Below are 22,664 nucleotides of genomic sequence, written 5' to 3'. Positions count from 1 at the left end.
CCCCCGACGACACCGCCCTCAGCGCTCCGTAGCGTCGTCCCCGAGGCGTGGAAAGACATCGCCGCTCCACGGAGAAAGGGGCAATTCCATGACCGCGAAGGCAGTGATCAGCTTGACCACAGGGCTCGAGGACGCGGAGAAGGCCACGGTGGCGTTCTTGGTCGCCGTCGGCGCCGCCGAGTCCGGCCGGGCCACGCTCATGTTCATGACCAAAGAAGCCGTGCGCCTCGCTGTCCACGGCGTCGCGGTCGGCGTCGCCTGCGACGGCTGCCCGCCCCTGCCCGATCTGATGAAGCGGTACGAGGCAGCCGGCGGCCGCTACTACGTGTGCCCCATCTGCTTCGACGCCAAGAAACTCGACAAGGAGAATCTGATCCCCGGAGCCGAGATCCAGGGCACCATCCCGATGTGGCAATGGATCGGCGACGAGGGCGCGACAACCTTCAGCTACTGACCGAGCAGGGGCGTACCGCGGTTCTGTTGTTCGTCAGGCGACCTGGGCGGGGCGGTGGTAGCCGGGGAGGAGTTCGTCGACGAGGGCGTCGGTTTCCGCCTCGGGGCCGCGCGGGCCGCCGTGTTTGGTGAGGGCGGCGTACATCTGGCCGGCCACGTTGGTGACGTCCGCGGTGGTGCCGAAGTGGGCAGCCAGGCGGAGGGTGGCCCGCCAGAGTTCCTCCGAGGCCGGCGAGAAGCTCAGGCCGGTCTGAAGCGCCGTCCGCGCCGTGTTGCCGTCGTTGTGGCTGAGGGACGACTCGGCGAGCCGCAGCGCGGCGTCGACGACGGCCTCCGCCATCCGCCGCTCGATCCCGGACGCGGCGAGCCACGAGTAGCGGCCGCCGGGCAGGTTCGACCAGGCCGGTCCGTGCACCAGGCTGAGCGCCGTCGACAGCGGGCCTCGCGGGTCGTCGACCATCGTCGCCTGCTTCGCGAGCGTGCGGAACACGTCCCAGTCGACCCGGACGACGCTGCGGTTCAGCATCCAGCGGCCCGACTCGTCGGCGTACATGGCGTCCACGCCGACCCACCGCCGGGTGTGCTCCAGCGCCGCGTCGCGCAGCTCCTCGCTGATGCCGCGCGGCCAGATCGCCCCGGCGAGGACGTTCGGGTGTACGCCGTAGTCCTGGCTGGCCAGGAACGCGATGATCTCCGTCGAGAGCGTGATCCGGCCGTCGTCGATGACCCCGCGGGCGTCCACCTCGACCGGGCCGAGCAGGTCGACCTCGACCGGCGCCGGCTGGCTCAGGTCCATGGTGGAGAACTCGTACGCCGGCATGTCCTGCTCAGAGCGGCGCTTGTCGCGGGCGTCCGACTCGGCCGCGTCGAACAGCGCGACCAGGTCGGCGAACTGCTCCGGGTTGACGCTGTGCGCGTCCACCTCGAGCCCGAGCAGCCGGCAGACGGCCTGGTTCTTCTCGTCCACGACGAACCGCCACGGCGAGTTCAACACGTCGCCGACCACGACCACCGAGATGCTGCGCTTGGTGTCCGCGGCCAGCCGGTTCAGCTGGTCCTGCTCCTCCGACGACGGCGGCGACGACACGAAGATGATCTCCGAGCCCCACAGCGCCGCGTCCGGATGCGTCATCCGGGCCTCGGCCACCGAACCTGCGTTCCGGCGCTGGCAGGCCTGCAGTTGCGCCTCGCTACGGCGGACGACCTCGGCCATCGCGTCGTCGAGACGGATCCAGTAGCTCAGCCGCGTCGGCGCGAGCGACGACAGGTCGTCGCCGAACCCGACCATGCTGATGTGCGCGCCCTCGGACCACAGGTTCGTCGCCAGCTCGACCGCGAGCGAACCGACCACGTCGCGGGAGGCGTTGTTCACGCCGCCGAACGCGACGATCCCGTTCGCGGTGTCGAGGTCGATCAGCACCGTCGCACCGTCCGCGTTCTGGCCGACCGTGACCAGCGTCGGGTACGGCGCCGGCGCGTCGACCTCACCGCTCGGGCCGTATCCGCGGCGCAGTGTCCACCGGGTGCCCTCGGCAATCGCCTGCCACGGACCGGGCGGCTCGGGGTGTACGCCGTACGGGTCGAGCACCAGCGTCAGCGACCGGTCGGTCACCAGCGCGGCGACCACCTTCGGCATCGGCCGCTGCAGTTGCGTCATGTCGGCGCCCAGCTTGCGCAGCGAGTTGTCCACGAACTGCGCGGTCGGAACGTCCGACGCCAGCCGCAGCCCGATCTCGGTCTGCCGGTGACCGGCGGCCTTCGGGCCTGGACCCTGCGCCCAGCCGCGGCGCCGCTTCAGCGCCAGCGCCAGACCGGCCGCGAGCAGCGTCGCCCCGAAGCCGAAGATCCCGGCGTCCTTCAGGCTGATGCCGCCGTCGTCGGCCGCGACCGGAGTCGCCTCCGGCACCTGGGTGCCGCCGCCGGCCGGCTCGCCGTGCTCGTGACCGGTCCCCGGAGCGTGCGGCTCGACGGTGACGTTCGGCTGCCCCGGCTTGACGTTCTTCGCGCCCGGGTCGTTCTTCGCGCTGCCGATGACGACCGACGAAGGCTTCTCGATGCCCTGCTCCGAGTAGCGGCCCGGACCGACCGGCTTCGACTCGGGCGTCGTCCGGGTCTCGGTCTTGTTCTCGACCGTGGTCTTCGGCTTGGCCGTGGTCCTGGTCTCGGTGGTCGTCTTCGTGCTGACCGTTGTCTTGGTGGTGGGCTTGGTGGTCGTGTGGTCGCCGATGCTCACCCGGACCGTGTGCACGCCCGGGCCCTTGGCGTCAGCAGGCAGCCGGACCTGCCAGCCCGGCAGGATGAGGTCCGGGTTGGTCAGCCGGCGGCCGTCGGGCTGCAGCTTGTTCTTGTTGAGGTCGTAGATCTCCTTGTACCGGCGACCCTCACCGAGATACCGCTCCGCGATGTCCCACAGGCAGTCGTAGTTCCGGCCCTGCGGCGGACGGACCTCGGTGTACTTCACGACCTGACCCTTGTGGTCGTGGTTCGTCCGTACGCCGACACTCGTCTTCCCGTGGCTGCCGCTGAGCACCGTGCTGGCTGCCTCGGTCTGGCGGAACTGCGACGTGGAGGACTGCTCGTTGCCGTGCCGCACGCTCACGGACGTCGGGGCGGCCGGGCCGCTCGTGGTGACCGCACTCGCGACCGGCAGGCTGACACCGGCGCCCGCGGCGATCAGCACGACCGTGCCGATCAGCCGGCGGGCCAGGACCTGGGAACCGCCGCCGAGCGGAACGCGTGGCGAAAGACCGTGCCCGCGGACCTCCGCGACCGCCTCCGCGATCAGGCAGACGACGAAGTGCAGCCAGGCGACCCAGATGAAGAACGCGATGATCCCGAGCACCGTCTCGACGCTCAGCTCGCTGAACAGCATGCTCTTGGTGGGCGTCTTGTCCGGCCACGGCGTACCGAAGAACCGCAGCAGCACGTACGGCACGCCGCCGACGATCGCCAGGATCGCGAGCAGCGCGACGAAGCCCTTCAGCCGATCCGCGCCCGGACTCCCCTGCCGCCGCTGCGGCAACCGAGCCGCCCGCGCAGGCTCATTCGTCCTTACCATCGCTCCTCCATACCCCCACCATCAGCCACCAATGGCCTCGACTTCCTGCACCGGCAACCGCTGAACGGCAGTCACGTTCGCCTGACCGATCGGGTTCCAGCCGCCCTCGCCCTTACCGACCCAGTACGAGACCTCCCAGGTGATCGTCAGCTTCACGGTATACATGCCGTCCGGCTGGCTCGCACTCGACTTCTTGTAGATGTGCTTGCACGGGTTGAGCTGGTCGTTCGGGTCCTTCGTCTCGTCGTAGCCGTCCGGGTCGTCCAACGGCGTGACGCCCATCCGGCACTTGAACGGTTTGGTCCCGTCACCGGGATCGACGATCATCTCCACGACCAGCGCGCGCATCGTCAGGTTGTGCCTCGGGTCGATGTACCCGCTGTACGCCCCCGGGTTCCCCGGATCCGCCACCACGCGTGAGCTGTCCGTGGTCAGTGAGAAGTAGGCGGGAATGTTGACGCGGGGCGTAAAGGTCGGCTTGACCACCAACGCAGGCGGCGGGTAGCTGCTCCGGAATTCGTGCCAGAAGGGTTGCATGTACGGCGGGAACGGGCACTGCGCTTCCTCGGCCGGGCTCACCGGCACGTAGGCGCGCTCCAGGTGGGCCGCATCGCCGCCGTCGTAGGTGTCGAGGTTGTAGTCGGTGATCGTGACGCGGAGAACCCACTTCTTGCCCTCCGGCGCCTGCGGGAGCCGGATGCCCTTGGGGATGTCGAAATCACGGCACGGCACGAACGGGCGGCCGTTCAGCCGCTGGCGCCAGGTGGGCGGCGGCTCTCCGGTGCTAGGTCCCAGGTAGGCCGAGCCGTTGCTGCAGTACGCGCCGAAGCCAGTGGAGTTGACGTACATACTGCAGACGGACCTGCCGGTCTGGATGGTCTCTGCGGCGGCTGTCGTGGCCGGTCCGGCCATGAGTAGTGCGAGTACGGCGCTCAGGGCGAGCAGTGCGCGGCCCACTCTGTTGTGCATCCTCACTCCCCAGGACTCGTCTTCCCGCAGATTATCTTCGACCAGGGGCATCATGCCCGGTACCCAGTACCCCGTCACCACTTCGCAACCTCAAAATCTCCCTTCCGGACTAGGCCGGATAGCGTACCGCTGCGCAGTTCACGCCCTTGCTGGTCACGATGCGGTACGGCAACCAGCCGACCCCGGTCTGGATCATCTCGATCACCTCGGGCGACCCCTTGGGCGCGACGACAGTCCAGTTCCGGGTCCTCGGGTCCCAGTACTGCGTCCTCTGCGAGCGGCAGATCTGCACAGCGACGGTGTCGTCCGGCGTGGCCTTCGCACCGACTACGACCACGCTCCCGGGCGGCTTCATCACCCAGCCGTTGCGCTTGGCATCCACGATCTCCTCCGACACGTCGGCGTAGAAGAACGACGGGAACCGCTTCTTCAGGATTGTGTCGTCTTTGGACACCAGGGCCTGGAAGTAGAGCGGGTAGCTGGTCACGAGGCCTTGGACGGCGGGGTTGGACGCGAAGTTCCCCGGCTGGACGATGACTTGTTTTGCGGTCGGTGCGGTGGGCTTCGCGGTGGTGGCCGGCGCGGTGGTCGTGGTCGGCTCCGACGACGGTGCGGTGGACGGTGCGGTGGACGGTGTGCTGGACGTCGTCGTACCAGAGTCGCCGCCGACCGGGACCGGGCGGCCGCCGTCGTCGGAGTCCTTGCTGCAGGCACTCAACAGCAGGACACCAACCACCGCAACGGCCGGGAGGGCAAACCTACGCACGGACAGAATCCTCCGGGTTCTAGCGCCCGCTCGACGGCGCGCTGCTCGTGGGGCCTGACGGTTCGCCGGTCGGCGGGGTCTCGGACGGTGTCTCGGACGGTGTTGGGGTCGGCGTCACGTTCGGGGAGCAGGTGGCCGGGAACGGGAACGGCGACAGGGTCCAGATCGGGGTCGGCGAGCCGAGGGTCCAGGTCGGGCACGGCAGGTCGATGGTCGGCGGGCGCGGGGTGTCGATCGTCGCACCGGGGCCGTCGGTCGTCGGGTTCACGACGATGGGCGGGATGGTCGGGCTGTCGTCCGCCTTCTCGACGCCCTGTTCGGCGTGCGCCTGGCCGGTCCCGCTGGCCTTCAGCGACTGCTTGCCGATCAGGCCGAGGAACGTCGTCTTGTTCGCGATCTCGACCTTGATGTCGACCTCTTTGTCGGTCAGCGTCGTCGGCCCGCACCCCGTGACCGCCGGGTCGTTCGACCGCACCTGGCCGCAGAACTCCGTGATCGCGGCCGCCGCCTTGGCGGTGTCGATCTTGGCCTCGGCGACGTTGAGCTGGATGGCCGCGGCGCCGACGCGCGCGGCCTCCTGTGCGTAGCCGACCGCACGCGACCGGGCGCCCAACTGCCGGCCGCCGTCGATCACCAGGCCGGCCAGGGTGAAGATCATCACCGCGAGGATCGCGACCGCGGGGCTCAGTGCGCCGCGGCCGAACCGCCGATGGTTGCGTCGCGCATCGATCCGGAAGAACTCGACAAACCGCGAGCCAGACCCATCAGGAGCCGTCACCGCGCACCCCCCGGTACGGATCGAGCGAGGACGTGAACCGCTTGGTGATCTTGGTGTCGCCGCCCAGACCGAGCAGGCCGAGATCGCGGTAGTTGATCGTGCAGCTGACCTCGACCGACAACGGCGAACCGGCCACGAACCCGGTGGTGATCGAGCCCGCCGCCGACTCCTTGCAGGAAGCCACTGCCTGGCTCATCGTCGTGTTCACTGCCTCGTCGACGCGAGCCTGCGCAGCCTGCAGCGACCGCGCCTGGCTGGCGCCGCGGGCGCCGTCACGGGCCGCGCTCTCCAGCAACGACGACGTCTGGAAGTACCGTCCACAGGCCAGCAGGAACATGAACAGCGCCAGCAGCACGGGCGCGAGGATCACCATCTCCAACGCCATCGTGCCGCGCTCGCGGGTACGGCGGTGCCGCCCGCGAGACCACGGTCTGCGTGTCATCTGCTCGCTCACTTGTCGGCTTCGAACTGTTCGATGCGGCCGGTGGCGGTCCGGGTCACCTTCAGCTCCAGGCCGGGAACCAGCGAAACGGTTTTGCCGGTGACCGTGAACGAGACCACGCCTTCCGGGTCGTTGTACGCCGGGAACGGGACCTTGGCGTTCTGCAGCGTCGTACCGCCGAGCTGCTGGGCATACGACTCGACGTCCGCCCGCACCTTCTCCCCCACCGCCGGGGTGTAGACCGGCGGCTGCACCAGCCGCAACTTGGACACGCCCTCCTGCGCCGCGTTCAGCGCGACGGAACGCCCGTACAGCCACAAGGCGGTCTGGATGGACACGAAGATCAGCGCGATGATCGCCGGTGCCAGGATGGACAGCTCGAGTGTGCTGACACCCCGCTCCGACCGTCTCCGCCGACCTCGTTTCCTCCCCAGCCGCATGGCTCTGCCGTCATTCCTTCTCGATATCCGCGGTGTGCTTGGCGATCACGCGCTTCACCACCACGCCGATCGCCAGCGCGGCGACGACCAGGATCCCCGAGATGATCGCCCATTCGAGTGCGGAGGCGCCCAGCTCGGTGTTCCCCTGCCGTGCGCGGGCCCGCTGAGCCTGCGCACGCGCGACCGCATAGCCGGCCATGGCCCGCCAGAACATCAACTCCGAGATCATCCACATGCCTTCCAGATCGTGAGGCCGAAGCAGGCCTCAGTATGCCGTGTTCGACGGGCGACGCCGCCCGACGGATCCCATGCCCTCATCCCTTGTCCGATCACTGTTCGGCCTAACTTCCGAGGATCGCCACACCGGCCGGGAAGGCCAGGAACAGGAAGAACGCCGAGATCATCACGAGCTGCGCGACGAGCATCGACTGGGACCGCTCGCCCGCCTTGCCTTCCACGTCGGCCAGTTCCTTGCGCCGCAGCGACGCGGCTCGGGCCAGCAGCGACGAACGGATCTTCGCGCCCTCGTCACCGGCCAGTGCGAGCGCCGACGCCAGGTCCCGCAGTTCCTCGACGCCGAGGTCTTCGCCGAGCCGGGCCATCGCGTCCCACGGCGTGATGCCGATCAGCCGCGCGTTGGCCAGCGCCTGCCGGATCCGGGCCATCGCCCAGTGCTCGCCGATCGTCGAGGCCGTCATCAGCGCCTCGGGCAGACCGCGGCCGCCCGCGAGGTTCATCGCGACCAGGTCCAGGAAGCTGCCGACCACGTGCCGGAAGTCGCGCCGCCGCTTCTCCGCCTCCTGGCGCAACGCGAGGTCGGGCAGGAAGAACGCCAGCGCCATGAACGCCAGCGTGACGATCGCCGGGGCCGCGCCCGGCGCCGTGATGCCGATCGCGGAGAACAGGAACAGCACGATCGGGATGAAGACCATCGCGCCGAGCGCGAAGAACGCCTTGGTGGCGAGCATCGCGGCGAACGGCCGGTTCATCACCGCGAGATCGCGGCGGAGCTTGCCGAACGCCCAGCCGCGCGCGTTCGCCTCCGCCTCGAGCCGGCGGCCGAGGGTCTCCCGGGCCCGGTCGACACCGCCCAGCACCCGCTCGCCGGCGGCGCTGGCGGTGGCGCCGCCGAGGTAGCCGCCGCGGCCCGCGTCGATCCGCGCGATCGTGGACAGCACGTTGGCCCGCGGCTTGATGAACATCCGGACCAGGAAGTACACACCGAGTCCGGCGATGCCGCCGGTAATGAAGGCCCAGGTCATCCGCTCACCGTCTCCATCCGCTCGTCGCCCGACCGCGGCAGCCGGCGCTCGTCCGCGACGCCGATCAGGAACCGGTCCGGCACCTCGATCTTCGCCAGCCGCCGCAGCCACAGCAGCCCGAGCGCGTAGAGCCCGATCACCACGGCCAGCACGACCTGTCCGATGAAGCTCGTGTACGGCGCCATGTACGCCGAGTTGAACAACACCAGACCGGCCGCCATGATCAGCGTGATCGCGACCACCACCTGGACACTGCGCCGGGTCGAACGACGTTCCGCCGCGACCTTCCGGCGTACGTCGAGTTCCTCGCGGGCCGAGTCGGCCAGTGCACTGAGCACCTCGCGCAGACCGGGACCGCGCAGCCGCGCGTTCAGCACCAGCGCCGCGACGATCAGGTCCGCCGACGGGTCGTCCAGGTCGTCGGCGAACCGCATCAGGGCCGACGGCAACGGCTCGCGGATCCGCAACCGGTCGACCAGCAGGTTCAGGCTGGGCTTGATCGCGGGCGCCGCGTTCACCGCGGTGGCCGGGATCGCCTGCTCCAGGCCGACCGCGCCGGCGATCGTGTCGCGCAACGCCTCGGTCCAGGTGGCCAGTGCGTCCAGGCGGTCGATCGCCCGGCGTTCCTCACCGGTGCCGCCGAAGAAGCGGTCCGCCATGGCAGCGAGCAGGCCGAGGGCGACCGCGAGCACCAGCCAGCGCGTCACCACCAGCACGAGCAGGCCGACCGCGAAGGCGGCGCCCAGCCGGACCATGTTCTTGCGGGCCTCGACGCTGCGGTGGCGGAACAGCGACGGCGTCTCGTCCTTCGGCTCGGTGCCGCGGATCGCGACGATCAGTAGCATCACCGCGCCGCCGACCAACGCCCCGCACAGCAGCGCTCCCAGAGTCCTGTTGCTCATCGACGTCCTCGCTTCGCTCCGGGCGCCGACGAGACACGAGGCGTACTGTGCTTGATGGTGACCTCGCTCCGCTCGCTCACGGCGTCACGCCCACGTTCCGTGCACGAGCGGCTGGTACCCGAAGTGCTCGAGTTCGTCCATGCACGCGATCGGCGCGTGCGCCGCGGCGTGGCCGTCCGGTCCCGGTGCGAACACCTCACCGGACAGCACCCGGCCGTCCCATCCGGTGACCTCCCGGATGCTCTCGACGTACCGGGTGAGGCCGCCGCCGCGGGAGTAGTCGTTGTGCTTGCGGACGAACACGACGAAGTCCAGCGCGCCGGCGATCAGCATCTGGGTGGCGTCCATCGGCAACCGCTCGCGGGCCTGGATCGCATACGTGCTGATCCGGTTGAACACCTCCATCGAGCTGTTCGAGTGGATCGTGGACAGCGAGCCGTCGTTGCCCTGGCTCATCGCGTTCAGCATCGTGACGATCTCGTCGCCGAGCACCTCACCGACGATGACCCGGCTCGGGTTCATCCGCAGCGAACGCCGGACCAGGTCGGCCATGCTGACCTCACCGACGCCTTCGGAGTTCGGCAGCCGTTCCTCGAACGCGACCACGTTCGGGTGCAGGTCCTTGAACTCGCCGAGGCCGAGCTCGAGTGAGCGCTCGACGGTGATCAGCCGCTCGTGCGGCTGGATCTCGTTGGCCAGTGCCCGCAGCAGCGTCGTTTTCCCGGAGTTCGTGGCGCCGGCGATCATGATGTTCTTGCGGGCCGCGACGGCCGCCCGCAGGAACGAGCCGACGTCGTCGGAGATGGTTCCGTTGGCGACCAGGTCCTTGAGGAACACCTTGCCGAGGCGGGCCCGCCGGATCGACACAGCGGGACGCGCCGTCACGCCCATCACCGCGGACAGCCGGGACCCGTCGGGCAGCCGCAGGTCGAGTTGCGGGTTCGCCGAGTCGAACGGGCGGCTGGTCAGGCCGGCGTGCGCCGCCAGCACCTGGATCAGCTCGACCAGTTCCTCGTCGCTCTCGGCGACCGGCCCCGGGGTCTCCTCGCGACCGTCGCCGTACTGCACGAAGACCTGGTCGCAACCGTTGATGTCGATGTTCTCGACCTCGGGGTCGTCGATCAGCGGCTGCAGCCGGCCGACCCCGAACAGCGCGGAGTGGATCGCGCCGGCGATCTGCGCGTCGTCGTCCGGCGTCGGCGGCGTCCGGCCCTCGGCCAGCTCGTACCGCGCGTGGTCCTCGAGCACCTGCACGATCAGCGACCGCGCGTACTCCCGCTCGTCCTCGGCGCTCATCGGAGGTACGCCGTTCACCTGGTCGCGGCGCCGCTGCTCGTTCAGCCGCTCGGCGACCTGCACCCGCAGCTTCCGGACGAGTTCCTGGTCCGCGCTCATCGATAATCACCAGGCGGGAAGGCCGCGTTGGCCATGTCGAAGTCCTGCGGCGGCGGGGCGGCGACCAGCGCCGCCATCTCCGCGGTGATGGCGCTCGCGGACCGGATCAGCTGGGTTTTGTCGAGCCGGCCGTGACCACGCCCGTCGAAGAACGCCGCACCGGCCGGGTCGTACGCGAGGTGCCAACGGTGCCGCACCGGCAGCGACATGGCGTCCAGCACGGACCAGACCTGCTTCACCCCGTCCCGCTGCTTCGGGTCGGCCACGACGACCACGCCGAGCTGCGCGTCTACATGGTGCACCAGCGTCGACAACCGCTCCCGTAGGTGCGCCACCGACGAGCCTGTCGCCGTACACACCAGCACGACAAGACGTGCGGACTGGATGACCGGCAGCTGCGGCGACGACGCACCGATCCGCCCGCAGTCTGCCAGTACGTCGCCGTGCTGCATCTGGTTGAACGAGATGCCGAGCGGGTGCCACAGACCGCCCATGCCACCGACCTGCTCCGGCGAGCGCACACCGAGCAGTACGTCGAGACCACCGTCGAGCTGCTGGCTGTGCGCGAGGATGACCTCGTCGCCCAGTCCTTTCCGGCTGGCGGCCGCGAGACTGACCAGGCCGCGATCGGAATTGAGGGCGGCTCCACCCGGTCCGGTCATCCGGATCGCCACGTCACTGCCGGCGGGGTCGCACTCGGCCAGTAGCACCTGCCGCGGCCAGAGCGCACCGATGACCAGACTTGCCGTGGTCACCCCGGGCGAGCCCTTGGCGCTCGCCAGCGCCACCAGTGCCATCAGTTGGCCCCGTTGCGTGCGACGTCCGGCTTGGTGCCCGGCGCCAGCTTCACCAGTACCAGGGTCTTGGACGCGGCCGCTGCCGCAACCGTGGTGATGTCGTCGGCCGGGATCAGGATCGTCACGTTGAGTGTGCTGTTCGAGCTGGTCTTGCTGTCCGTGATCGCACCGGCGGTCGACGTCACCTCAGCAGCGCTGACCAACGGGACCGCGGCGCCCTCCGCGTTGGCGGACGGCACGCGGATGACCTTGACGATGTCGCCGACCTCGAGCCCGTCCGACGGCGCGCGCCCGGCCTCCAGGCTGACACCGACCAGGGCACCGCCGGCCGGGATCGGCTGCTCGTCCTTCTTGGTGAGGTTCTCCGGCGTGACGTACTGGTCCTTGTACAGCCAGGTCTTCGTGTAGCGGCCGATGTACTTCTCCGCTTCCGACCACGGAATCAGGCCGCCGGTGGCACCGGCCAAGTCACCCCGGGAGAGGTCCTTGGCTTCGAGCTTGCTGCCCGGTGGCAGCGCGTCGACCGAGATCGCCACGAAGTCGGAGCGGTTGCCGCTGTTCAGCGCGATCAGCGCCGATCCGGCGGCGCCGAGCAGGATCAGGATGACCGCGAGCGCGGCCAGGGCAGGACGGCGTTCCCGGCCGCTCGGGAGGCGGGTCGAACCGCCGCCCGTCGATCGGCCGGCTGCCCGGGCGCCTTGGGAAGAGTTACGCGTGGAGGACGAGAGACTCACCCGCATACCGTAATGGCAGCGAGGTGCCATCCGTGCCAGGAGGCCGTTCCCGTTACCGCGCTGCGACCCGCTCCAGCTCGGCAGGCTTGAGCAGCTGGTTGAACGTGCCCGGCCCGCCGTACAACTGGTCTAGATAGGCATACATCGCACGCAGGCACAGCCCGATCTGCCGCTGCCAATCGGGCTGTCCCTCCAGCCAGGTCACGAGGTCCCGCCCTTCGACCAGCGTGACGGCGGCGTTGACCGGCTGCACGAGCCGCTCCGACCGCGGGTCCGGCTCGATCTGCGGGCCGCGCGCCTCCTGGACCGCGGCGGCCAGTGCTGCCTGCTCGGCGCCGGTGAAGAAGTAGTCGAACCCGTGCTTGCCGTGCAGCAGGTCGAGGTACTCGCAGAGCGCGAGGAACAGTTCGATGCCGTCGTACTCCCGGCCGTCCCCGGCATGGTGCCGCAACTGGGCGACCGTGCTCCGCGCCTGGGGGATGTTCCACTCGGAGTCACCGAACTTCTCCCACATGGACTTGATCCTAGGCGGGCTGCCGGGCGTAAATCGTTAACGGTTCGGGTGAATCGAGTTGCTGGCAAGTAACCGATTGTTTGCTAAATTCCGGACCAGAGGGTCCGGGTGACAACTGGTGATCACCCGGGCACTTAACGGGAGGGGTGATTCGGCTGACCACACCGACGTTGTCCGCCACGGATCCGACGGCTCGCGCGCGCTGGGCGGCCGGAAACGCACTCGGGATCCTGCACCCCTCGGCGGTGCCGCTGCGTGACGGCCGGGTCCGGCTGACCACGGCCGACGACATGCTCGCTGCGCGCGTGATGCGCGCGATCGAGGAGTTCCTCGCACGCCGGGCCGCGGACCGGGTCGGCGACGACCGTCTGCTGGCCGAGGCCGTCAGCCTGATCGGGACCGAAGTGGGCCGGGCCCGCGGTGAGTTGCCCGCGCGCGGCGCGGTCGACGCCCTCGACCGGTACCTCCGGGTGCCGGGGCTGGATCAATCCCGTCGTACCGAGGCCGATGCGATGCTCCGGGTCGCCCTCAGCGGCGCGGCGCCGGACGACCCCGACGCGGCGGCCCGCCTCAGCCGGCTGACAGCGCCGCCGAACGCCCTCGCGACTTCGGCGCTCGTGGCCGCCTCAGCCGCGATCAACCGCGACGCCGAACTTCTGGGCCTGGGTACGCCGCCCGCACCGCGGCGCGGCCGCCACCGCGCACAGGTCGGCAGCAGGCACCGCAGAGCCGAAGGTCGGCGTGTCTTTACCTCACAGATCCGCGGCACCGGGTTGAGGGTCGGCAAGCGTCCGGCCTCGCAGGGCGCGCTGACCGATCTGCACGCGCTGAACCTGCTCGCCGCGATGGATCGCCAGGCCCTGACCGCCGCGGTGACCGACCGGCCGGACGTCGACCCCGACGCGCGTCAGGCCCACCTGCGGATGACGGGCTCCGCCGTATCGCAGCAGCTCCGCGTCGAGATCGGCGACACCACCCTGGGCGCGCTGGGGCAGGGCATCATTCGGTCCGGTACGGCGAACGACCCGCACGTCCTGCGGATTCCGCCGGGACTCAGCGACGAGCAGCTCCGCTTTGTCTGGACGCACCAGCTGACGCTGATGTCGCAGGAGATCGCCGCCGCGGAGGCCGGCCGGTCCCGCGGTGTCCTCGGCAAGTTGAGGTCCGTGTTCAGCCACGACCGCCGTGACCGGCGGCTGCACGCGGACCACGCCGCGTTCCAGAGCCTTCTCGTGGACTGGCACGAGGCGCGCGCCGAGACGCTCGCGAACGGGCACCCGAGCGGGCCGCGCAGCCTCGCCGACCTCGAGCGCGACCTGGAAGGCCTGGCCCGGACCATCCGCCGGCACGGCGGATCCGAGCCCGCACTCCCCTGGACCGCCGGAGCAGTCGCCACCCCCGAGGCGACCGCCGCAGGCCGGGCCGCCGCGCGCGCCGAGACCGCGGCGAAGCCCGCCCGGCACACGCCTGCGCACCTGCGCGGTCAGGTCGTCACCCAGATCGAGACCCTCCAAACGGCGGTCGCGGACCTGGACAAGAAGGCGTCGAACAAGCGGAACAGCTCCCAGGACGCAACCGACGCGGCCGAGAAGGCCGACGCTGACGCCGGCGCCGAGGACAGGCAACGCGACCGCGGCGCCCCCGAGCGGGCGCGCAAGCTGCGCGTCGCGGCGAAGACCGCGCGGAACAAGGCCGGTCGGCACAGCGAGATCGCCGGTGCCTACGAGCAGGCCGCCGCCGACGCCCGGCAGGCCCTGGCCGGGTACCAGACGCTCCTCGCCGAGATCGACGGGGACGGCTCTCCGAGCCGGATCGCCGATCTGGCCGCTGCCGCGAAGCAGCAGGTGGCGGTGTACGAACGCAGCCTCGGCCAGGCGATGCCGGTCAAGGAACTGCTGATGACCGGTGTGCCGGAAGGCGACCAGCTCAACCTGCCGGTCGCCGAGATCAACCGGGTCCTGGGCGCGAAGTTCAACGAACAGCTGTCGACCCGCGGTCCGCTCCCGGACCCCGCGGCCGAGTACCGGCGGCTGCTGTCCGGCGACGGCATCGTGTTCAACGTCGACACCGACGCCACAACGGACGTGTCGTCGGTGCGTCAGGTGCGGCTGCGCCTGATCCCGGACGACATCACCGAGCGCGACGACATCGACTTCAGGATGGCCGAGCAGATGTCGGGCTCGCTCGGCGAGGGCGGCACGAGCATCGGCACGACCGACACCCACTCGACGAACGTCAACGTCGGCGTGAACATCGGGGCGCTCATGGCGCTCGCCGCCCCCGGTACGCCGGTCCACGCCGCCGCGCAGCTCGTCTCGCCAAAGGTCGAGGTGGCGCGCGGGCGCTCGCTCGCCGAAAGCAGCGGGGCGACGGCCCACTACCAGTCCGGCTGGGTCGACGCCAACCGTGGTGAGTCGATCCTCTACGAGTGGTCCGGTAAGTGGCAGATCGAGGTGCGGGCCTCCCCCACCGAGCCCTGGTCGGCGGTCGAGACGGTCGATGCCGGCCGCCGGCAGACCTGGGTCTCCAGCGCGTACACGGTGAAGCCGCCGGCCGAGACCGTTTCGCTGGCAGAGATCGGCCACGGGCAGGAGGTCACCGGCGAGTTCCCGCGGCACACGGTCACCAGCATCACCGGGCTGCACGACGTCACCGATCGCCTGGTCCGCAGGGCACAGCAGCAGTACGGCGACCTGGACCGCGTCTCGTACAACCACATCGCCGGCCTGATGGTCAACGACTCGTACCGCCTGCTGCGCGAGTTCGGTCAGCCCGGCGGCGTCACCCGGCGGATCCCCACCGGCGGCGAGACGGAGTACGACCTCACCTGGGAGGTAGAGCCGATCTGGGCCGACGCCCGGCTCGTCGGTGAGTCCAGCTCGGAGATGTGGCAGGAAGAGGTCCTGGTCGACTTCGCGGGCGTCAACGCGAGCCAGACCTACACGGCCTCTGTCACCGGCACGGGGTCGGTCTCGTTCCCGGGCAAGCCCTCCCACGTGAACCCGGTGGCCGCGGCGACCGCGCTCAACAACGTCGCCGGTTCCGGCGTGAACCTGTCACCGAACGCGTCAGCAGGACGCAACGTGTCCCGGTCGGGCGGCCAGAGCGTCAGCATGACCACGATCACCCCGGCCATCCATCGCAACCAGGGGCCGACGCAGGGCGTGCTGGTCGGTCTCCGGGTGCGCGCCACGCTCCGCAAGGTCGGCGATCCCAAGGCCGCACCGATCGTCGAGACCGGTAACTGCAGTGCGCTCCTGCGGGTCGCGGAGAACGACCTGCTCCGCGCGGGCGGCCGGGCGGACAAGAACGCCGTACTGCGGGAAGACGACGGCACCGTCAAGGTGGACAAGCACGGGCACGTTCTGCTGCGGGGAGACGCCGAGCCGGCGACCGGTCCGCAGACAGCGCCTCCGTGGATGGGCCGTGGCGAGAACCAGTTGCGTGGCGTGGGCAAGGGTCTGGCGCAAAATCTCAAGGGCGCCGAGCAGGCCCGGAACCAAGCGCTGACGCAGCTGAGCACGATGGGCCTGGTCCCCCGGCCCGGCGAGCCGGCGACGGCGATGCAGCTGGCCAACTACGAACGCGTCGTCCAGCACCTCAGCGCGCCGCGGATCGAGGCCGGGATCAACCAGGCCTGCCAGGGCGGCCTGATCGTGATGCTCGAGGACCAGGGCGCCCTCGGTACGCCGCGCTGGCGGCCGTTCCGGCTGTCGGTCACGCAGGAGTACGACGAGGCGACCAAGCAGTTCAAGGTCGAGGGCCTCGGGACGCGCACGAACGAGAACGCCGTCATGCTCGCGATCTCCTCGCAGGCGACCGGCCGGACGTCCGGCCGGTCCCGCTCGGTGCCGCTGTCCGCCGGGGCCGGCGGCTCCCACGCCCCGGCCGAAGGCATCCGCGGCTGGATGGCCAAGGTCGGCGTGAAGTTCAGCCGGAACGCGCTCGGCCGGTCGTTGAGCTGGACGGCCGGGCGACGGGTCCAGCCGGTCACGATCAACGAGAGCACCGAACCCACCGACGTGATCAAGGAGCAGGTCGAGATCACGTTCGCCGAGATCACCGACCACGGCGACGCCGAACCGATCGCCGACGTCCACGGCAGCATCGAGATCGCGTACGACAGCTCGATGACCCGTGCCGACACTCCGGTGTACGAGAAGAACCCGAAGCCGCCGCACCACCAGGCCGTCGAGCAGGCGTTCCCGGTCGCGATCGATGCGGGTAACCCGGCCGACGTGCTGTGCCAGGAGATTCCGGCGATCCGATCCGACTCCACCGCGCTGCCCGCGCTGCACGAGGCGCTGTCGCCGACCAGCCTGATCGCGAACCGCGAGTGGATGAACGGCAGCTACCAACTGCCGTTCATGGTGGTCCGGGCCCCGGGCAGTCCGGCGCATGCACTCGCGGACGGGACGATCCTGCCGGAGGAGTACGAGATCGTGATCCGCGGCGAGGCGGTCAGCCTCACGCATGTCGCGATGAGCCAGGAGAACTCCGTCGACATCAACTTCACGATGACCGATGTCGGCTCCACGTCCGGTACGTCGGCGTCCGGCGGCGTCACCGGGGAGGCCGGGGGCGGACTGGTAGAGGCCGACGGCACCACCCGCGCCGGGAACCTGTCGGTCGGACGCGTCGGCGGCCGGTCGCAGTCCACCACGACGAGCGAGACCTCCGGCGACGAGCGGCTGCTGGTCAACCCGGGCACGCACCACGAGTTCATCGAGCGCCACAAGATGACCGCGGACATCATCCACAACGGTCAGGTGATCAAGTCCGTCGCGCTGCCGGACGCATTGGCCCAGAAGGCGATGGCCGAGCGGCGAGCGCTGGACCTGTACGCCGCCGGGAAGCTCGACCTGCCGCTCTGGGCGGTGTCCGACGCCGCCGAGCGGTACCTGAACGACAGGCTGCCGATCAGTCACCGCGTCGCGGCCGGCTTCCTGCGCCGCTACCAGCGGGAAAAGGCCGGCGTCACCACCGGTCTGGCCGCTGAGCACACGGCCGAGAATCTGGCGGCCAAGCTGCAGGCGAATACCCGGTTCCGCCCCGCGGCGGCGACGACCGCCGAGGCGGAGCTCGATGCGACCACCAAGGGCGTCGAGGCGATGGCTGCCCGGCGGCGCGTGATGAGCACGTCCGCGGCGTACGACGAGAGCCAGGGTGCGGCCAAGATCGAGTCGCTCACCGTCGAAGGCACCACGAACCAGGTCGACCTGCGGACCCTGGTCGAGCCGCAGGTGGACGAACTCGCTCCCGGTCTGCGGGATGCCAGCCGCGTGCTCCAGAGCGCCTTGAACGTCGACCTGAAGCCCGGGAACTTCCACGGCCACCTCGAGGACATGCTCGGCGCGGACGGCTTCGAGGTTCCGATCGAGGTGCCGATCCAGGGACAGGCACGGCCCGACGTCCTGTTCGTCCAGGTGCACGCCCGGTACGAGGGCGAGCGCACCATCGAGGACGTCCCGACCACTCCCGAAGGCGAGCCCGAGATCCCGAAGGAGGAAGCCGGCAGCATCGACCAGAACTACGACTTCAAGCTGCTCGATCGGTCGGCCGGCCACAACGTGACCGTCTCCGCGGGTGTCGACGGCAAAGGCCCCACCGCTCTCGGTGACGGTTCCGCCGGGGTCGCCACGGACCTGACCAAGTCCCAGACGGGCGGGAGCGGCGAGCACAACATCACGATCGACCGGCTGGGCCATTTCGACCCGGTCAAGACGCACCAGAAGGTGGTGTTCACGGCCCGGGTCGTCCGGGTCCGGAACGCGGGTGCGGCCGCGATGGCCAGTGCCCGCTGGAAGCTCGGCCGGATCGACCCGGACGACGTCACCAGCGTGTCCGAACCTCGCGAGCTCCGCGCGGACATCGTCCAATGGATCCCCCGCGGCGACCTGATGGACGGCCCGCGGATCGAGACACAGCCGGAGCTGGAGGAACGTGCCGAGCACCGCCCGATCCGGCTCCCGGAGGGCGCTGTCGCGATCCGGGCGGCGCTGCACGCGAAGGGCGCCGGCCGGCGCAACGAACTGGCCGAGAACCTGACCGCCTATCTCGAGCAGCCGGGCGTCCTCGGCCGGCGGGGTACGGCGGAGTACCGGCATCTGATCAGGTCGAATCTCAAGCCGAGCGCGCTGAAGGCCAAGGCCGGCCGGTTGCTCGGCGAGGGCATCGCGCTGCAGCCGATGGCGCGGCCGGGCAACGGGCGGACGACGGTGAGCGTCGCGATCAACGCGACCGCGGTGGGCTGGGAACTCCACGGGCCGTCGCTCGAAGGCCAGGCCGGCCGGGTCTGGCGCCGGCAAGAGGTGTACCGCTCGTCCAGCAGCAGCAACCGCCTGACCCCGGTCACCGCGTCCGGCGGCGTCGACGGCGGGCTGGTCTCCGTCAGCGGCTCGATCGGCGAGCAGGTCAAGGAGCAGTCCTCGGACGCCAACGGCACCCGGCTGGAGACCAGCCGGTTCGTCGAGGGCCAGATGGTCACGGTCCGGATCCCGGTGGTGTACGACGCCACGGTCCGGACGACCACCGACAACGGCCGCGGCGAGCCGGTCGTGAAGAAGTCCGTCAACCTGCCGGACCTGGCCCGCGGCGAGATGTTCGTCCGGATGCTCCGGCACCAGTACATCGAAGGACTCCGGCAGATGGAGACCGGCGCGTCGCTGGACGCCGTACTGGCGAACGCGCGGCTGCAGGCGGTGCCGGAGGAACTCGGGCCGCCGGACATCACCGCGACCGAGTACGGGCAGGGCAAGTCCGGCGCCGTCTTCCAGCCGTACCGGCCGCTGCTGAACGCCCTCGAGCGCGCGAAGGCCGAGCGCAGGCCGATCGTGCTACTGGTCCAGGAGGCCGACGGCACCGAGCGGAAGTACCAGGCCCTGCCGAACGGAACCATGCTCGGCGACCGCGACGGCGGTTTCGCGTCGGCGTTCGCGACGCTGCATCCGAACCTCGCACTGATGGCCGAGGGCCGGGTCGACCTGCGGGAGCTGTACAACACGTCGTCCCCGGACGGCAGCTTCAGCGCGAAGGTGGCCGGCGAGCTGGAGAAGGCGAACGTGCCGCGGGACGTGCTCAAGGCTCTCGACTACACGACGGCCGCGGGAACGCTACCGACTGCCTCCAACCAAGGTGCGCGTACCTCAGTTGCCGGACGGACGATTGCACCAACCGGCCACGGGCCGTCGCTGTCCGGGTCGTGAGCCGATCATGGAAACTCGAGAACGTGGTGGACGAGAGGGGCTTGATGGCATTCGCGGTGGCGCGGACCTGGGACGAGGCGCAGCTGTACCTGGAGCTGCATCCGTGTCCGGACTGCGGGTCGGTCGACGCGCCCTGGGAACAGGCCCTGGTCCAGGTCGACGGTGACCTGGCGTCCAGCTACGCCGCGATCTGCCCCGGCTGTTCCGCCGAACGCGAGTACCTGTTCGGGCTGCCGGCGCAAGAGACGCCGGCGCGCGGCTGGCCGACGTTCGGCGGTCCGGAGCCGTCCGAGATCATCGACGCGGGCCAGTGGATGGACGTCGCCGACACCGCCGCGTCGGCGGTCCCCACGGATCCCGTCGAGGCCGGTAGGGTGCTGGCCATCGCGCAGGCCGCCGTCGTCGAGGTGATCAAGTTCGTCCCGGCCGGCGCGGACGCCGTACCGGACGACGAGTTCTGGACACCGCAAGGACAGGCGGTACGCGCCGCCGAGCCCGGGCGCTTCCGGCTGGACCGGTTACTCGTGACGCGTGACGCGTACGCCGAACTGGCCGGTGAAATCAGCGAGACAGGAGCGAGCTAACCGATGCCGATCGCAAGGACCCTGGCGGAGGCCGAGATCTACGTCGCGCTGGAAACCGCGCAGGCCGGGCCGGAACCGGGCCTGACCTCGGTCCCGGCTCCTGACTTCGAGCTGGGCGAGAACATCATCGAGGGCCCGGACGCCTGGACCTACCTGTCGCCGATCGGCGAGATCACCATCCCGTACTCGTCCCAGCGCTCGGCCACCCGGCTCGGCGCCCACTGGGGACTGGGCAAGTCACAGCTGGTCGACGCGGCGGAGTGGGCGGTAGTCGCGCATCTGTACGCCGACCGGACGATCGCGGCCGACCTGGCGTACGACGGCCAACCGGGCCAGGAGCGGCACTACGTCGAGCTCGGCTGGGAACTCGCCGCCGAGGCGATCCGGGAGGCGATGAAGTCCCTGCCGGAAGGTGACAACGGCGGCGACACGGTCCCCGATTCGGAGATCTGGACGAGCTTCGGCGCCGACGCCAAGGCACGCGACCCGTACCTGGTCAGCCGCGCCCGGCTGGAGGACGACCTGGAGTACTACACCGGCACGCTGGCCGACTTCCGCGCGCTGCACGGGCCCGCTTAGGACAGGTCCTAAGGCACGGGCTGGTCCACGTCGATCCGGATCGCCCGGGCGTCGGCACCGGCCTGCTCGAGAACCTTCTGCTTCGGATCCGGTACGCCGAGGAACGGCGGCCGCACCAGCCCGGTCAACTCCTTCAGCCGCGGATCGTCGAGCACCGTGTCGACGGCCCGCCGGTCTCCCCCGCACACCAGTACGTCGAGCTTCGCCGGCGCCAGGATCCGCACCGCGACCTCGGTGGCCGCGGCGAACGCCTCGCGCGCCTGGTTGTCCCGCCGGCGCGCGTACCGCTGCTGCGACCAGCCACCCGCCTTGGTCGTCCCCTGCACGTGCCGCGACCCGACCTTCGAGTCGACAAGCTTGCCGCCGGCAAACACACCCGCGCCGTAGCCACCGCGCCGGACGAGCAGCACGCCGAGCCGTCGTTCGGTGAGCACATGCGCGACGAGCCCCGTGCGGGACAACTCCGCGAGGGGCTCGAACGGCACAGTGATGACTGCGGACTCGCCGTCCTCGGCCGACAACGTCACGCTCGTCGGCGTCACGTCGTACACGACCTCACCGTGCCGTTCGCCGAAGCCGGTCAGCCACCTGTCCAACCGCTCCGGCGCGACATGAACGGTGCGCGTCATGCGTCAGCTCCCTCGGCCAATGCGGCACGCACGATCGCGCGTGCTGACGACAGCATCACGTCCGCGGCCTCGTCGCGGCTCAGTCCGGCCACGTCGACGAGCCAGACCAGCGCCTCGATACCGACAGCGCTACGCACGGCGATGGCGAGCCGGTGGACGGCGGTCTCGGACAACCTGTCCCGGGCCGGGGCAAGCGCATCCTCGAACCAGCCGATCGCGCGCCCCTGCCGCAGCGGCAGCTGATCCGGCTGCGAGGACGGCTCGAGCGACAGCCGAAGCATCGTGCGCTGCTGCGGCTCGAACTCCAGCAGAATTTCGACGAACGCCGCCACGACCGCGAGGAGCCGGGTCTCGGGGTCGTCACCGCTGCCGGCCGGCAACAAGGAGGGCAGCTCGACCTCCGGATGGGCGGCAGCAAGCAGCTCCGCCTGACTGCGGAAGTACCGGTACGCCGTCGTCCGCGAGATCGACGCGGCCGCGGCGGCCTCCTCAACCGTCGGGGCCGACCCGCCCTGGGTGATCAACTCACGAGCAGCGGCGATCAGGTCGTTGCGCGTGCGCTGCTTCTGCCGGGTCCGGCCGGACTGCTCGTACGCCGTTGACATGGCATACACGGTACCGTACGTTCGTAATGGGACTCCAGTCCCACGAACGGGAGGGTGTTCCACATGACCACACTGGCTGCGACGGTCCGCGATCACGGTGAGGGCGAGCGGCGGTGGTTCAGCGGCGGCGGTCTGCACACCTGGCTGGCGACCTCGGCGGAGACCGCAGGCGCGTTCCTGCTCTTCGAGTTCGTCGGCGAGCAGGGCAAGGTGACACCGCTGCACATCCACCCCGCGTCGGACGAGACCTTCTACCTCCTCGACGGAGAGATCCAGCTCGACCTCGACGGGAAGAAGCGCAACCTCTCCACGGGTGGAGTCGCGGTGATTCCCCGCGGCGTGCCGCACGCCTTCAGGGTCGTCTCCCCGACGACCAGGTTCCTGACGATCCAGACGCCGGGCACCGACGAGGCGTTCTACCGGCTCGCCAGCGAGCCGGCGCCCGACGGAAGCCGGCCGATCCCGGTCGACTTCGACCGGGTCCGGGACGCCGCCGAGAAGACCGGTGCCATCCAGATCGTCGGACCGCCGCCGTTCTGAGCACACGCGGGA

20 protein-coding genes are annotated in these 22,664 nt (G+C 70.1%); 5 read left to right on the top strand and 15 right to left on the bottom strand.

Annotation, left to right across the window (positions count from 1 at the left end; genetic code table 11):
* Positions 1 to 88: 88 nt before the first annotated feature.
* The gene (locus tag EV651_RS28400; protein WP_133788311.1) at positions 89 to 454 is read left to right on the top strand and encodes a DsrE family protein; all 366 of its coding nucleotides are present in this window, start codon (positions 89 to 91) and stop codon (positions 452 to 454) included.
* Between the two features lie 33 nt (positions 455 to 487).
* On the opposite strand, the gene EV651_RS28395 is transcribed toward EV651_RS28400, so the two are convergent.
* The 13 genes from EV651_RS28395 to EV651_RS28335 all read right to left on the bottom strand — a co-directional run bounded on the left by EV651_RS28395 (position 488) and on the right by EV651_RS28335 (position 12,510).
* On the bottom strand, positions 488 to 3,511 hold the full coding sequence (locus EV651_RS28395) for a hypothetical protein (RefSeq protein ID WP_133788310.1): 3,024 nt from the start codon (positions 3,509 to 3,511) through the stop codon (positions 488 to 490).
* 21 nt (positions 3,512 to 3,532) lie between these two features.
* A complete protein-coding gene (locus tag EV651_RS28390; RefSeq protein WP_133788309.1) occupies positions 3,533 to 4,480 on the bottom strand; it encodes a hypothetical protein in 948 nt (315 codons plus the stop codon).
* Between the two features lie 109 nt (positions 4,481 to 4,589).
* Positions 4,590 to 5,246, bottom strand: a complete 657-nt coding sequence (locus EV651_RS28385) for a hypothetical protein (protein ID WP_238157247.1) — start codon at positions 5,244 to 5,246, stop codon at positions 4,590 to 4,592.
* 19 nt (positions 5,247 to 5,265) lie between these two features.
* Entirely contained in the window at positions 5,266 to 6,024 is a 759-nt protein-coding gene (locus EV651_RS28380; protein ID WP_202870542.1) for a TadE/TadG family type IV pilus assembly protein, read from the bottom strand.
* On the bottom strand, positions 6,011 to 6,466 hold the full coding sequence (locus EV651_RS28375) for a TadE/TadG family type IV pilus assembly protein (RefSeq protein WP_133788308.1): 456 nt from the start codon (positions 6,464 to 6,466) through the stop codon (positions 6,011 to 6,013). Before EV651_RS28375 ends, EV651_RS28380 begins: the two co-directional genes overlap by 14 nt.
* 8 nt (positions 6,467 to 6,474) lie before the next feature.
* Positions 6,475 to 6,906 (bottom strand): TadE family protein, encoded by a 432-nt coding sequence (locus EV651_RS28370; protein WP_133788307.1) that lies wholly within the window; start codon positions 6,904 to 6,906, stop codon positions 6,475 to 6,477.
* Positions 6,907 to 6,916: 10 nt separating this feature from the next.
* A complete protein-coding gene (locus EV651_RS28365; protein WP_133788306.1) occupies positions 6,917 to 7,135 on the bottom strand; it encodes a hypothetical protein in 219 nt (72 codons plus the stop codon).
* A gap of 112 nt (positions 7,136 to 7,247) precedes the next feature.
* Positions 7,248 to 8,168, bottom strand: a complete 921-nt coding sequence (locus tag EV651_RS28360; RefSeq protein ID WP_133788305.1) for a type II secretion system F family protein — start codon at positions 8,166 to 8,168, stop codon at positions 7,248 to 7,250.
* Entirely contained in the window at positions 8,165 to 9,070 is a 906-nt protein-coding gene (locus EV651_RS28355; protein ID WP_133788304.1) for a type II secretion system F family protein, read from the bottom strand. The genes EV651_RS28360 and EV651_RS28355 overlap by 4 nt, the downstream gene beginning before the upstream one ends.
* An 84-nt stretch (positions 9,071 to 9,154) precedes the next feature.
* Entirely contained in the window at positions 9,155 to 10,465 is a 1,311-nt protein-coding gene (locus tag EV651_RS28350; RefSeq protein ID WP_133788303.1) for a CpaF family protein, read from the bottom strand.
* A complete protein-coding gene (locus EV651_RS28345) occupies positions 10,462 to 11,262 on the bottom strand; it encodes a hypothetical protein (protein ID WP_133788302.1) in 801 nt (266 codons plus the stop codon). The genes EV651_RS28350 and EV651_RS28345 overlap by 4 nt, the downstream gene beginning before the upstream one ends.
* Positions 11,262 to 11,996, bottom strand: a complete 735-nt coding sequence (locus tag EV651_RS28340; protein ID WP_133788301.1) for a hypothetical protein — start codon at positions 11,994 to 11,996, stop codon at positions 11,262 to 11,264. Before EV651_RS28340 ends, EV651_RS28345 begins: the two co-directional genes overlap by 1 nt.
* Positions 11,997 to 12,048: 52 nt before the next feature.
* Positions 12,049 to 12,510 carry a hypothetical protein gene (locus tag EV651_RS28335; protein ID WP_133788300.1) on the bottom strand — a complete coding sequence of 154 codons (462 nt, stop codon included), beginning with the start codon at positions 12,508 to 12,510 and terminating at the stop codon, positions 12,049 to 12,051.
* 146 nt (positions 12,511 to 12,656) lie between these two features.
* Between EV651_RS28335 and EV651_RS28330 the strand changes: the two genes are divergently transcribed.
* Genes EV651_RS28330 through EV651_RS28320 form a run of 3 tightly spaced genes read left to right on the top strand, consistent with a single transcriptional unit; the run spans position 12,657 to position 20,878 of the window.
* Positions 12,657 to 19,715, top strand: coding sequence for a hypothetical protein (locus EV651_RS28330; protein WP_133788299.1), 7,059 nt, complete (start codon positions 12,657 to 12,659; stop codon positions 19,713 to 19,715).
* A gap of 23 nt (positions 19,716 to 19,738) precedes the next feature.
* Positions 19,739 to 20,299, top strand: a complete 561-nt coding sequence (locus EV651_RS28325) for a hypothetical protein (RefSeq protein ID WP_238157246.1) — start codon at positions 19,739 to 19,741, stop codon at positions 20,297 to 20,299.
* A gap of 3 nt (positions 20,300 to 20,302) precedes the next feature.
* On the top strand, positions 20,303 to 20,878 hold the full coding sequence (locus EV651_RS28320) for a hypothetical protein (protein ID WP_133788298.1): 576 nt from the start codon (positions 20,303 to 20,305) through the stop codon (positions 20,876 to 20,878).
* A gap of 8 nt (positions 20,879 to 20,886) precedes the next feature.
* On the opposite strand, the gene EV651_RS28315 is transcribed toward EV651_RS28320, so the two are convergent.
* Positions 20,887 to 21,507 carry an acVLRF1 family peptidyl-tRNA hydrolase gene (locus EV651_RS28315; protein ID WP_133788297.1) on the bottom strand — a complete coding sequence of 207 codons (621 nt, stop codon included), beginning with the start codon at positions 21,505 to 21,507 and terminating at the stop codon, positions 20,887 to 20,889.
* The gene (locus EV651_RS28310; protein ID WP_133788296.1) at positions 21,504 to 22,112 is read right to left on the bottom strand and encodes a TetR/AcrR family transcriptional regulator; all 609 of its coding nucleotides are present in this window, start codon (positions 22,110 to 22,112) and stop codon (positions 21,504 to 21,506) included. The genes EV651_RS28315 and EV651_RS28310 overlap by 4 nt, the downstream gene beginning before the upstream one ends.
* Before the next feature lie 63 nt (positions 22,113 to 22,175).
* On the opposite strand from EV651_RS28310, the gene EV651_RS28305 reads away from it, so the two are divergent.
* Positions 22,176 to 22,652 (top strand): quercetin 2,3-dioxygenase, encoded by a 477-nt coding sequence (locus EV651_RS28305; RefSeq protein ID WP_133788295.1) that lies wholly within the window; start codon positions 22,176 to 22,178, stop codon positions 22,650 to 22,652.
* Positions 22,653 to 22,664: the final 12 nt, after the last annotated feature.

It is taken from the genome of Kribbella sp. VKM Ac-2571 (assembly GCF_004362255.1).
Taxonomy (GTDB): Bacteria; Actinomycetota; Actinomycetes; order Propionibacteriales; family Kribbellaceae; genus Kribbella; species Kribbella pratensis.
This window is presented reverse-complemented; position numbering and strand designations above follow the sequence as displayed.